A 12,888-nucleotide genomic window follows, 5' to 3' on the forward strand; every position below is an offset into this window, starting at 1 on the left:
GGAATAACAATGTCAAAGGAGATTTTTTTAACACAATATTGTTTGATAACTTCAAAAACTGATTTACAAGGAAGAATAGTTTATGCAAATGGCGATTTTTTAAAATATGCCGGTTTTTCAATGAGTGAAATTTTATATAAACCTCATAATATAGTAAGACACTCTTCTATGCCAAAAGCTGTTTTTAAACTCTTGTGGAATTATATGAAAGAAAAAAAGGAAATTTTTGCTTTTGTAAAAAATCAATCAAAAAATGGAGATTATTATTGGGTTTTTGCAAATGTTACTCCATCATTTGATTCTATTGCAAACAAAGTTATAGGATATTATTCTGTTCGTCGTAAACCTAATAAAAAAGCTGTTGATATAATTGAAAAATTTTATGATGAATTATTAAAAATTGAAGATAAAGAGGGTATCAGTGCAAGCTTGCAAACTTTAGATGAATTTTGTAAAAGTCAAAATAAAACTTATAATGAACTTATGTTTCACCTTCAAGAATCTTAAATAGTTTTTTAAGATTCTTTTTTACTCAACATATTTTAGAGGTTAGCTATGTTTGATATTATTGTTATAGGCGGAGGTCATGCAGGAATTGAAGCAAGTGCAGCAGCTTCTAGAATGGGTAAAAAAATCTTACTTTTAACTACTCTTATTGAGCAAATTGGCGCAGCAAGTTGCAATCCTGCTATAGGAGGGCTTGCTAAAGGACATTTAGTAAAAGAACTTGATGCTATGGGTGGTTTGATGGGAGAAATTACAGATCAAACAGGAATTCAATTTCGTATATTAAATGAAAGCAAGGGTGTAGCTGTTAGAGGTTCTAGAGCGCAAATTGATATGGATGCATATAGAATTTATGCTAGAAATAAACTTTTAAGTTTGGATAATTTAGATATTTCTCAAGAGCAGGCTGTAGATTTAATTATTGAAAATAATCAAGCGCTTGGTGTTAAAACAAATTTAAATAATGAATATTTTGCTAAAAAAATTATTTTAACAACAGGGACATTTTTAAATGGACTTATTCATATTGGGGAGAAAAAAATTGAAGCAGGAAGAGTAGGGGAATACTCTTCTATAAAACTTGCGAATTCTTTAAAAAAAATTAATTTAAATATTGGAAGATTAAAAACTGGAACTTGTCCAAGAGTTGATGCTAAAAGTATTGATTTTAATCTTTTAGAAATTCAATACGGAGATAAATTTCCTAAAGCTTTTAGTTTTAGAACAAAAAATTTTAATCCTATTCAACTTCCATGTTTTATTGCAAGGACAAATTTAAAAACACATGATATAATCAAAAATAATTTTTATCGTGCTCCACTTTTTACTGGACAGATTGAAGGTATAGGTCCAAGATATTGTCCTTCTATAGAAGATAAAATTAATCGTTTTGGCGATAAAGAAAGTCATCATTTATTTATAGAACCTCAGACAAAAGCTGCAAATGAATACTATATAAATGGTTTTTCTACCTCATTGCCATATGAGGTGCAAATTGCAATGTTAAGAAGTATAAAAGGTTTTGAAGAAGCCAAAATAACGCGCTTTGGTTATGCCATAGAATATGATTATATTGATCCAATGGAGCTTTATCATACTTTAGAAACTAAAAAAATTAAAAATTTGTATTGTGCTGGACAAATTAATGGAACAACAGGTTATGAAGAAGCTGCAGCTCAAGGTTTTATGGCTGGGGTAAATGCGGTTTTAGCTATTGATAAAAAAGAACCTTTTATTTTAGATAGGGATGAAGCTTATATAGGCGTATTGATTGATGATTTGGTAACAAAAGGAACAAAAGAGCCATATAGAATGTTTACTTCAAGGGCTGAATTTAGACTTTTATTAAGAGAAGAAAATGCTATATTAAGACTTGGTAAATATGGTTTTAAATTAGGGCTTCTAAGTAAAAAAGACTTTGGTTTTATTGAAAATATTAATAAGAATTTGAATAAAGGTTTAAAATTTTTACTAGAAAAAGAACTTACCCCAAATAATGAAAATAATGAATTTTTAGCAAGTATTAAAGAAGAGTCAATCACCTCAGTATTAAACTGGCAAAAAATCGTTGCAAGATCAAGTTTTAATATTGAAAAACTTAGAAAAGTTGATACAATTTTTGAGGATATGGATGAGTATTCTTTACAAGAAATTTTAAGTGAAGCCAAATATTATCATTATATTAAAATGCAAAAAGCACAAATCAATAAAATGAAAAATTTAAATGAATTAAAAATTCCAAATGACTTTAATTTTAGAAATATTAGTGGTTTAAGTAATGAGGTAGTAGAAAAATTAGAAAAATTTAAACCCCAAACTCTTTTTGCAGCAAGTAAGATTAGTGGTATTACTCCAGCGGCTTTAGATATTTTACATATTTATATTAAAATGAAAAAGAGTGATAAAAAAAATTATTGATTAGAATTATTTTGTATAGGTTTTAAAAAATCTTCATTGATCAAAATATCAATAACATCTTTAAACATAGGTAAAGCACTTTGTGCAGCATAATAAGTCTTAGTAGGATTTCTTACTAAAACCCCTATAGTATAGCGATGATTTTCATCATTAGCAAAGCCAAAAAAGGAAGCATTGTAGCGATTAGATGTGTAACCTTGTCTTTCTGCAATTCTTGCTGTTCCTGTTTTGCCTCCTATGATAATACCAGGTGTCATAGCCTTTTTTCCTGTTCCTTTTTCTATAACGTCAATTAAAATATTTTGCATAGTTTTTGCTGCTTCATTTGAAAGAATTTTTTCTTTTTTAATTTCATCGTCCAAGCTAATAAAACGTCCATTCTGATAAAACTTATCTGCAAGTTTTGGGGTGATGTAAATTCCATCATTATTAAAGACATTATAAGCTCCAAGAAGTTGTATAAAAGTAGTTTTTAAACCATATCCATAACTTAAAACAGATTTTTCTATATCTCTTAATCTTTTAGGATTTGGAAGCTCTCCTTTTTGTTCATAAGGCAAATCTATACCACTTTTTTCTCCAAATTTAAAAATTCTAAGTCCTGAAATAATTTCTAAATTATTTAATCTTTTAGCGATTTGAATCATTCCTATATTTGATGAATATCGAATAATTTCTTCCATACTCATTTTATCTTTTCTATGATCATCGCTGATAATAAAACGTCCTAGTTTATATTTCCCTCCATAAGTATTAATGATTTCATCGAGTTTAATTTTATTAAGTCTTAAAGCTGTTACAAAAATAAATGGCTTAATAACAGATCCAGCTTCATAGCCATATTCTATAGCACTAGCATTTAAAACAGATAAATCTTTGCTACGGTTTTTAGGATCATATCTTCTTGAGCTAGCAAGGGCTAGTATTTTACCTGTTTTGCTTTCCATAACCCCTACAATAATTTCATTTGCTTTTAATTCTTCATTTCTTTGATCAATTGCCTTTTCTATATTTTTTTGAAGTTTTAGTGAAACATTAAGATAAAGATCGCAACCATTAATTTTTTTTTGTTGCAAGGAGTTAGAATTTAAAATAATATTCCCTCCTATATCTTTAAGACCTTGAATTTTTTCATCTTGTAAAGGACTTAAACATTCATCATAGTATTTTTCTAAACCTTTAACACCTATATTTTTTAAAATATTATTGTCTTTATCTAAAAAAGTTTTTGTATAGCCAATAGCAGGAGTTAAAGTATCTGCTGACATATAAATTCTATCTTCTCTATGTTCAATAATACTTAAACCTCTAGTTTCAACACGATTGTTATTGTTAAATGCTTTAAAAAATCCTTGTATATATAGTTTTTTAGCAAGTTCTTTTAAATAGCTTGCTCTTTTTGAATCAAGGTTTTGCAAAAGGACAAAATTATAACTTTTTTTCTTTGCGTTTTGAATTCTTTTTCTAATATCAAGCATTTGTTCATTGCTAGCTCCACTATAAATTTGAAAAAGCTTTAAAAATAAATCAAATTTATCTTTATCAATGCTTCTAAGATCAATTTCAGCACGATATACTTGACGCGATGATGCAATGGTAAAATTATCTTTTGTAACAATATTTCCTCTTAATGCGTGAGAATATTGATCTTTTTCTGTGTTTGGAATATGACGTTTTGAAGTTAGAAAAAAAGTTGAAATGAGAAAAATAATCATAAATAAAAGTGCCATGCAAAAAGCAAAGGCAACTTTTGATATTCTATTTCTCTTGTTTTCTTGTATCAAAGTTTAAATTTGTGTTCTTGTAATTTCTTTGTAGGCATTAATAGCTTTATTTCTAACCTCAAGCATAAATTTCATACTACTTTCGGCTTTAGTTATAGCAATTGCAGCTTGATGCAAATCTTTAACTTCTCCTGTTGCTATATCTGTCATAGCTGCTTCAGCATCTTCTTGAGTTTTGTTGAGGCTATTAATTTCATTTTTTAGAAGTTTTGAAAATTCATCTCCAATATTATTTGAAGTTTTATTATCAGATAAGTTATTATTTGAAATTGTATTAAGTCTTAAATCATTAATATTATTCATTTTTAACCTTTAAGTAAATCAATAGCACTTTGCGCTATAGTTTTAGCACTTGTAAAAGCACTTACATTTGCCTGATAAGCTCTAGTGGCTTCAATTAAATCGGCCATTTCGATAACTGGATTAACATTAGGATAAGCTACGTACCCCTCTGCATTAGCATCTGGATGAGAAGGATCGTATTTCATACGAAAATCTTTATCATCTCTTACAACTTTATCAACCACAACACTCATAATAGCAGGTTTGGCATCATTAGGAGAAGTTGGATCATTTAAAGGGTTTTCATATTTTAAGAAATTATTATCTTTATTAATTTGTTCATTTAATAACTTATCAAAATCTGTCGCTTTAAAAATAACCTCTCTTCTTCTATAAGGCCCACCTTCTGCGGTCCTTGTTGTATTTGCATTAGCTATATTGGAACTAATGACATTCATTCTAAAGCGTTGAGCACTTAATCCATATCCGCTTATATCAAAATCACTTAAGTATGCCATAATTTTCCTTTAACTTAATTTAGAGCTTGCATCAATAATGGAGCTAAAAATATTACTTTGTCTTCTTAATACCCCATCAAGAGCTGTTATCATAACTGTATTTTTGCTCATTTCTGTAGTCTCTACATCAAGATCTACTGTATTTGCATCATTTCTCGCTAAATGTCCATCTCTTAAATAAATAGTTGATTTATTTGGATCTGGAAATTTCCAAGGTTTTTGATGTCCTTCTTCTGTTATTGCTAATTGTAATTCTTTGTTATCATTTTTCTTAAAAATTTCATTAGCACGGTTAACTAAAGCTGTTTCAAATTCAATATCTCTTGCTTTATAAAAAGGAGTATCAACATTTGCTAAATTAGAATTAATAAGTTGATTTCTTAAATTTCTACCAGCTAAAGCGCTTGCTACAAGCTCTTTCGATTTAAATGGTGAGATCATTTTCTTCCTTTTTATTTGATATTTTTAAATAATAAGCAAAAATTGTTCCATTATTTTTGTCTATTAATAGCATTATTATGATCCTTGATATTTGTGGTAAAGATATGTTTTTTTGTATTTTTATCTCTTACGAAATATAGATACTCACTTTTTATTGGGAAAATAGCAGCTTTAATAGCATTTAATGAAACATTGCAAACTGCATCTTGTGGAACCCCGCTAAATTTATAAGTATTATAAGAAGTATTATCTTGTTTTATTCTTTGAGGTGTTATTTTTTCGTGAGAATAAATTCCATAATTAAGTGTTCCATCCATTTGAAGTTTCATTCCTTTTTTAAGACGATTGTAAATAACACTTGAAACAATTGGCATTTCATCTTCACTAGCTGCCTCTTTTTGGATAATTGAAGCTATTATAATATATTGATGCCATTTTTTTGCATTATATTCCCCAAAAATTTTTTTAGAGATTTTTTGAAAATTATTTTCAGAATACTTTAATATAAAATTAATAAATAAAGATTCAGTAATTCCTTTAGGAATTTTATAAGTTTCTGGTATTAAAACTCCTTCTTTGTAAGAGGCTTGTTTTTCAAATTCTTTTAAAAGTATAGTTTTGTTAAGATCTAATTGTTTAGCAACTTGATCTAAAAAAACAATTGTTGTTTCACCTGGTATTAAAGTGATAGTTTCAAGAGCAGCTTTAGATACGGTGAGTTTATATAAAAATTCAGCACGATTTAATTCTTTGTTTCCTATATTAATCCAGCCAGATTGAGGATGACCTAAAAAAGATAAAATATATTTATCAATTATACTCATTTGATAATTATTCTGATTTAAATATGATATAATTTGTCCCACTGAGCCTTTCGGGATATAAACTACAGAATTACTTTTAAGCGGAAAAAGCAAGTAGTAAAAAATTCCAAAAATAATAAATAGAAAGAAGTAACGTATGAAGAAAAAAATACTATATTTTTTATTGACAATTTCTATATTAGTGATGTTATTATTTTTAGTTTTAAAAAACGGAATTTCCATATCAAGTGTCCAATTTGATTTTTTAAAATTAGAGCAATTATATATTAAATTAGATAAAAAATTAATTGTAAGGGCAAAAAATATTAGTATTTATCAAAAATCAGACATTAATTCCCAAAAGCAAACCAATCAATTTGCCTCAGTTAAACTTTTAAGTCTTGCTGAGAATTTAAAATATTTTTATATTTTTATACAAGAAATAGATATTCGTAATTTAGTTTTTAAAGACTATCATTTGCAGATTTTATTTAAAAACAATGAATTTTTCATTAATAATAATTTATTTTTCTTAAAAACAACTTTACAAAAAGAAAAAAATAATATAAAAGTAAATATAGAAAAAATGCTTATTAAGGATTATAATTTAAGCATAGTTGGAAATTTAGATATTAATACTAAGAGCGAGTTTTATTTTTTTGATGCTAAAGCAAATTCTGATTTGATTAATTTTAATATAAATCTTTCTTATAAAAATGGCCAACTTGCTTATAATTTTAAAGAAATTAGTTTTAAAAATATTTTAGAGATTTTTAATAAGATTCAAAATAAAGTTCAACTTCCAGAAGATCTTATTTTATGGGTTGGAAATAGAGTAAAAGGGGAATTTTATTATTTAGATTATATTAAAGGTTTTATAGATTTTAATAAAAAAAGATATTATTTAGATAATATTGAAGCTTCAGGTTATGTTGATAAAGTTAAAATTAGTTTAGATGGCAAAATGGATCCAATTGAAATTCCAAAACTTAATTTAAGTTTAAATAAGCAAAAGCTTGATTTTAATTTTAAAAAAGCTAATTATAAACAAGCAGATTTAAGTGCAAGTAAAATTTATATTTATGATTTAATGGATGAAAATAAAGCAGGAATTTACTTACATATTATATCTAATAACTTAAAGTTAGATCAAAAGCTCTGGAAAGCGCTAGATTTTTATGATGTTAAAATACCATTTTTTCAAAAAGAAGGAAAAACAAAAACCGATTTTACTTTAGATCTTGGTTTTTATAAAGATCAAAGTTTGTTTGATGGAAAATTCATTATAGAAAATTCTATTTTAAATTTTTTGGATACAAATGTTAGTAGAGCTTTGCTTAAGATAAATAATAACACACTAAATATAGAAGAAGCTAATATCACAAATAAATTTTTAAAAGCAGATTTTAATGCTAGTATTGATTTAAATACAAAAATAGGTCAATTTAATACAAAAATAGATCAATTTAGTGTGGAAAATAATATTTTTGATATAAAAAATGAAGATCTTATTATAGATCTTGATTTTACTCAAAACTGCAAAGTTTTTATCCCTAAGTGGCAATTAGATTTAGAAATTTCAGATAATTTAACAATCAATTTAAATAATCCTTCAATATTGGCTTTATATTCTCCTTTGCTTAAACAATTGGGTTTTAAAAATGCTCAAAGTGTTATTTATAGCGGAAGTGATTTTGATAATTTTAAAATAGAGATTAATAATGCTTCTTTTCAAAGTAATTTTTTAAATGGTAGCAATCCTTATCAAAATGATAGTTTTTATATAGAAAAAAAACAAAATACTATTTTTATTAACTCAAAAAGCGATTTAATTAGTGCAATATTAAGCGATAAAAATAAAGAAATTCATTTTAAAAATTTAACTTATATTTATAAAGAAGATAAAGAAAAATTTTTTAGTTTAGATTCTAATACTGAAAATATTTATTTTGGTGGAGCTAATTTTAATATTATTTTTAAAGATACTAATAATACTTTATCATTTGATCGCTTGGAAGCAAATCTTAATGAAAATACTTTAAACATTAAAGCTAATAAAAATGATACAAATTTAAATTTTGATTTTTCGCCAAATTATATAAATTTAAATATTAACAATATTAATGATGAGTTTTTAAATACTTTTCTTCAAAAGCAAGCCGTTTTACAAGGGGTTTTTGATTTAAATGTCACTGGTAGAAATTTTGAGGATTTTGAAGGACAATTTAAAATCAAAAATACTTTTATTAAAGATTTAAAAGGAACAAATCAGCTTATAAGTTTTATTGATACGGTTCCAAGTTTGCTTTTATTTAAAACTCCAACTTTTAATGAAAAGGGTCTTAGTGTAATTGATGGAGTAGTTGTTTTTGATCGCAAGAAGGATTTGTTTAGGGTTAAGGCAATTAGTTTAAATGGTGAAAGTGTTGATATTTTTGGAGTTGGAAATATTAATTTGCGTTTAAAAAATATAGATTTAAATTTAGAACTTAAGACTTTAAAATCAGCCTCTAGTGTTATTTCTAAAGTTCCAATTATAAATTACGTTATTTTGGGTAAAAATCAAGAGATAAGCACTAATATCAAAGTAGATGGTTCTTTAGATAATCCTAATTTTCATACTCAAATTTTAGGAGATGTTGTAAAATCACCTTTTAATCTTATAAAAAATATTATTGAGTTACCAACAAATTTGTTTAAATAGTTTTAAAAATTCACCATTTGAAACAAATTGAAACAAAATTGCTGTTTTTTTATGAAAATTATTATATTTAATAAAATTAAAAATAAAATCAAATTAAAATATTTAAAAATTTTTATTTTATCAAGGAGCATAAATGAGCTTGATAGCACCGGAAAATACTCCAGTTTGGGTTGATGAAAAAAGATGTAAAGCTTGTAATATATGTGTAAGTTATTGTCCAGCAGGGGTTTTAGCAATGCGTGATGAGATTCATGCTGTTTTAGGTCAAATGATAGAAGTTGTATATCCTGAATCTTGTATAGGTTGTAGCGAGTGTGAAGTCCATTGTCCTGATTTTGCAATTATGGTAGCCAAAAAAAGTGAATTTCAATTTGCTAAATTAACACCACAAGCAAGAGATAGAGCAAAATTAATAAAAGATAACAATTATAAAAAATTAATATAGGAAGTAAGATGAGAGAAATTATAGCAACTGGAAATTCATTAATTGCAAAGGCTGCAATTGATTGTGGATGTAAATTTTTTGGAGGTTATCCTATTACCCCAAGCTCAGAAATAGCTCATGAGTTAAGTTATTTATTGCCAAAAAACAATGGAACCTTTATTCAAATGGAAGATGAAATTTCTGGTATTAGTGTAGCTATAGGTGCTTCAATGAGTGGAGTAAAAGCAATGACAGCAAGCAGTGGTCCTGGAATTTCTTTAAAATCAGAACAAATTGGCTATGCTTTTATTGCAGAAATTCCTTTAGTGATTGTAAATGTGATGAGAGGAGGTCCTTCTACTGGACTTCCAACAAGAGTAGCACAAGGAGATTTGTTTCAAGCAAAATCTCCAACTCACGGAGATTATGCAAGTATTGCTATTGCCCCTGCATCTTTAGAAGAATCTTATAGTGAAACTATTAGAGCTTTTAACTTAGCTGAAAAATTTATGACCCCTGTTTTTTTACTTATGGATGAAACTATTGGTCACATGAATGGCAAAGCAATACTTCCAGAATTAAAAGATTTAGAAATTATTAATCGTGCTAAATTTGAAGGAGATAAAAAAAACTATAAGCCTTATGCTGTAGGTGAAAACGAAAGTGCTATTTTAAATCCTTTTTTTACAGGTTATCGATATCACATTACTGGACTTCATCACGGAGATATAGGTTTTCCAACAGAAGATGGTGAGATTGTTAAAAAAAATATACAAAGACTTATAGGAAAAATCAAAAATCGCACTAATGAAATATGTTCTTATGAAGAATACTATCTTGATGATGCAGAATTTTTGATTATTGCTTATGGAAGTGTTTCTCGCTCCGTAAAAGAGGCTATTTTAAGATTAAGACAAGATGGAATAAAAGTAGGACTTTTTAGGCCTATAACTTTGTATCCTGTAGCAGAAAATAAAATCGAAAAAGTTGTTAAAAAATTTGAAAAAATTATGGTTTGCGAACTTAATATGGGTCAATATTTAGAAGAAATACAAAGAGTAAGCAAAAGAGATGATTTAATTTCATTACTTAAGGCTAATGGACGTCCTATTACTCCAGATGAGATTATAGTTAAGGTAAAGGAGAATTTATAAAATGGCTTTTAATTATGATGAGTATTTAAGAGTAGATAAGCTTCCAACTCAATGGTGTTGGGGTTGTGGTGATGGTGTTATTTTAAAAAGTATTATTCGTGCTATAGAAAAAATTGGCTGGAGTATGGATGATGTTTGTCTAGTTTCTGGTATAGGATGTAGTGGTAGAACTAGTTCTTATGTTAATTGCAATACAGTCCATACAACTCATGGTAGAGCTATTGCTTATGCAACGGGTATTAAATTAGCAAATCCTAAAAAACACGTGATTGTAGTAAGTGGAGATGGTGATACTTTAGCTATCGGTGGAAATCACACTATACATGGTTGTAGAAGAAATATTGATATTACTCATATATTGATTAATAATTTTATTTATGGTCTAACAAATTCTCAAACCTCTCCAACTACTCCATTAGGTTTTTATACCGTTACAGCTCAATTTGGTAATATAGACCCTAATTTTGATGCTTGTGAGCTTACTAAAGCTGCTGGTGCTACATTTGTAGCAAGATCAAATGTAATAGAAATAAACAAACTTGAAAATATTATTTATAAAGCTTTAGAACATAAAGGTTATAGTTTTGTTGATATTTTTTCAAATTGTCATATTAATCTTGGACGTAAAAATAAAATGGGCGAAGCTGTTTCCATGCTTAATTGGATCAAAGAACGTTGCGTTGAAAAAACTAAATTTGAACAAATGGATCCCCAAGAAAGAAAAGATAAATTTCCAACAGGTATTTTATATCAAAATAAAGATTGTATAGAATATTGTGAAGCTTATGAAGAAGTGCGTAAAGCAGCTCAAGAGGGAAGAATGGTAAATTTAGGAGCATTACAATGAAATTTCAGTTAAGATTCGGAGGTGAGGGTGGTCAAGGTGTTATTACTGCAGGAGAAATCTTAGCTAAAGCTGCAATTAAAAAAGGACTTTATGCTTTTAAGGCTTCAACTTATACTTCACAAGTGCGTGGAGGTCCTACAAAAGTTGATGTAATTATAGATGAGAGCGAAATTCTTTTTCCTTATGCCATAGAAGGAGAGATTGATTTTATGCTTTCTACTGCAAATAAAGGCTATAAAGGTTTTAAAGATGGAGTTAAAGATAATGGTATTATAGTAATTGAGCCTAACTTAGTTTATCCAGAGGAACAAGATTATAAAAAATGGCAAATTTTTAAAATTCCTATTATTAGTATTGCTAAAGATGAGGTAGGCAATGTTGCAACTCAATCTGTAATTGCATTAGCTATTGCTGCTTATATGAGCAAGTGTATTGATTTAAATATATTAAGAGAAATTATGCTTGAGATGGTGCCAGCTAAAACAAAAGAAGCTAATGCAAAAGCTTTTGATTTAGGTATTGAATACGCTAGTAGAGTGAAAAATTAATTTATGAGCTAAACTTTTATATTTAACTCTTTTTATAACATTCATAAAAAGAGTTAAAAATTATTTAATATTTTTTTATTATTATTTTGATTTAGCTACTTTTAACTATTAAAATTTTATAATCAATTGTTCTTAATTAAGGAAAATAATGGATATTTTTGATGAAATGTTAAATAAAACTCCTAAAGAAAAATTTATAGAAATTATTAAAAACGGAAATTTAGGAGCATTAGAAAAAACTTTTGATAATTTTTTTGCAGAACATATAGCAATGATAGAACTTTTAGAGCGCCAAAAGATAGATGATAGAGATATTAAAAAATTTATATTTGAAAATAATGAATTTATAAAAGAAAGACAAAACGATATTTTTATTGGTTTAAGTGCTGAAATTTTAGGATATGAAGGTTAAATTTGAAAAATATTTTTATATATTTTTTAATATGTTTTTTGTTAATTTTTAGTGTGCAAGATTTAAAAGCTTCTTTGCCAGTTTTTCAGCATACTTATAAATTTATTTTAAAAAAAGATGAAAGAGCAAGTGTAGAAATTCAAGAGCTTGGATATGAGGATAAAGTGCAAAATTTTGATTTTTACTGGACTTTATTTGATAATACAAATATTATAGTACATTCTAAATTTAGAAAATTTCCAAGGCAATTTACTATGTCTTTGCGTAGAAATTTAAATTGGGTTACTCAGACTTTAATTCCAGATTATACCAATCCTCATATTGATAGAGCACGTTTGATTTTAGAATTTAACTCTTATAACAAAGGTGAGGCTACTTTTGTGGTGTATATAGAGGATAAGGATGCGCGTTTAGCTGTTAAATTTTTAGATCCAAGAAAATTTCCTTTAAAAAATCCTCCACAGGATAATCAAGTTGTACCTATGATTAACTTTAATGAACCGCAAGTTAAACCTTTAACCAATCAAGAACAAAAATAAGGAAAAAA

General features: G+C 27.0%; 14 protein-coding genes. 9 read left to right on the plus strand and 5 right to left on the minus strand.

Going from position 1 to position 12,888, the window contains the following annotated elements:
• Positions 1-9: 9 nt before the first annotated feature.
• Positions 10-507 carry a PAS domain-containing protein gene (locus tag JG676_RS03455; protein ID WP_200169653.1) on the plus strand — a complete coding sequence of 166 codons (498 nt, stop codon included), beginning with the start codon at positions 10-12 and terminating at the stop codon, positions 505-507.
• Positions 508-555: 48 nt separating this feature from the next.
• The gene (gene mnmG / locus JG676_RS03460; RefSeq protein WP_200217323.1) at positions 556-2,424 is read left to right on the plus strand and encodes a tRNA uridine-5-carboxymethylaminomethyl(34) synthesis enzyme MnmG; all 1,869 of its coding nucleotides are present in this window, start codon (positions 556-558) and stop codon (positions 2,422-2,424) included.
• On the opposite strand, the gene JG676_RS03465 is transcribed toward mnmG, so the two are convergent.
• Genes JG676_RS03465 through mltG form a run of 5 tightly spaced genes read right to left on the minus strand, consistent with a single transcriptional unit; the run spans position 2,418 to position 6,495 of the window.
• The gene (locus tag JG676_RS03465) at positions 2,418-4,205 is read right to left on the minus strand and encodes a penicillin-binding protein 2 (protein ID WP_200169736.1); all 1,788 of its coding nucleotides are present in this window, start codon (positions 4,203-4,205) and stop codon (positions 2,418-2,420) included. The two genes, mnmG and JG676_RS03465, sit on opposite strands and share 7 nt — an antisense overlap.
• A 6-nt stretch (positions 4,206-4,211) precedes the next feature.
• Positions 4,212-4,511 (minus strand): flagellar hook-basal body complex protein FliE, encoded by a 300-nt coding sequence (gene fliE / locus JG676_RS03470; protein ID WP_200169655.1) that lies wholly within the window; start codon positions 4,509-4,511, stop codon positions 4,212-4,214.
• Between the two features lie 2 nt (positions 4,512-4,513).
• Positions 4,514-5,008: a flagellar basal body rod protein FlgC gene (flgC, locus tag JG676_RS03475; protein WP_200169657.1), complete on the minus strand. Its 495-nt coding sequence runs from the start codon at positions 5,006-5,008 to the stop codon at positions 4,514-4,516.
• Positions 5,009-5,017: 9 nt separating this feature from the next.
• Complete coding sequence (gene flgB / locus JG676_RS03480; protein ID WP_200169659.1) at positions 5,018-5,449, minus strand: flagellar basal body rod protein FlgB; 432 nt, start codon at positions 5,447-5,449, stop codon at positions 5,018-5,020.
• A gap of 50 nt (positions 5,450-5,499) precedes the next feature.
• A complete protein-coding gene (gene mltG, locus JG676_RS03485; protein ID WP_200217324.1) occupies positions 5,500-6,495 on the minus strand; it encodes an endolytic transglycosylase MltG in 996 nt (331 codons plus the stop codon).
• Between mltG and JG676_RS03490 the strand changes: the two genes are divergently transcribed.
• The 7 genes from JG676_RS03490 (at position 6,410) to JG676_RS03520 (ending at position 12,880) form a co-directional block, all read left to right on the plus strand.
• Complete coding sequence (locus JG676_RS03490) at positions 6,410-8,956, plus strand: AsmA-like C-terminal domain-containing protein (protein WP_200217325.1); 2,547 nt, start codon at positions 6,410-6,412, stop codon at positions 8,954-8,956. The genes mltG and JG676_RS03490 overlap by 86 nt on opposite strands.
• A gap of 133 nt (positions 8,957-9,089) precedes the next feature.
• The gene (locus JG676_RS03495; protein ID WP_200169666.1) at positions 9,090-9,401 is read left to right on the plus strand and encodes a 4Fe-4S binding protein; all 312 of its coding nucleotides are present in this window, start codon (positions 9,090-9,092) and stop codon (positions 9,399-9,401) included.
• Between the two features lie 8 nt (positions 9,402-9,409).
• Positions 9,410-10,534: a 2-oxoglutarate synthase subunit alpha gene (locus tag JG676_RS03500; RefSeq protein WP_200169668.1), complete on the plus strand. Its 1,125-nt coding sequence runs from the start codon at positions 9,410-9,412 to the stop codon at positions 10,532-10,534.
• A gap of 1 nt (position 10,535) precedes the next feature.
• Positions 10,536-11,381 carry a 2-oxoglutarate ferredoxin oxidoreductase subunit beta gene (locus JG676_RS03505; protein ID WP_200217326.1) on the plus strand — a complete coding sequence of 282 codons (846 nt, stop codon included), beginning with the start codon at positions 10,536-10,538 and terminating at the stop codon, positions 11,379-11,381.
• The gene (locus JG676_RS03510) at positions 11,378-11,929 is read left to right on the plus strand and encodes a 2-oxoacid:acceptor oxidoreductase family protein (protein ID WP_200169671.1); all 552 of its coding nucleotides are present in this window, start codon (positions 11,378-11,380) and stop codon (positions 11,927-11,929) included. Before JG676_RS03505 ends, JG676_RS03510 begins: the two co-directional genes overlap by 4 nt.
• A 148-nt stretch (positions 11,930-12,077) precedes the next feature.
• Positions 12,078-12,341, plus strand: coding sequence for a DUF2018 family protein (locus tag JG676_RS03515; RefSeq protein ID WP_200169673.1), 264 nt, complete (start codon positions 12,078-12,080; stop codon positions 12,339-12,341).
• Between the two features lie 17 nt (positions 12,342-12,358).
• Positions 12,359-12,880: an exporting protein gene (locus JG676_RS03520; RefSeq protein WP_373563798.1), complete on the plus strand. Its 522-nt coding sequence runs from the start codon at positions 12,359-12,361 to the stop codon at positions 12,878-12,880.
• The last annotated feature ends 8 nt before the right edge of the window (positions 12,881-12,888 follow it).

This window comes from Campylobacter sp. 2018MI34 (assembly GCF_016598975.1).
Classification (GTDB): Bacteria; Campylobacterota; Campylobacteria; order Campylobacterales; family Campylobacteraceae; genus Campylobacter_D.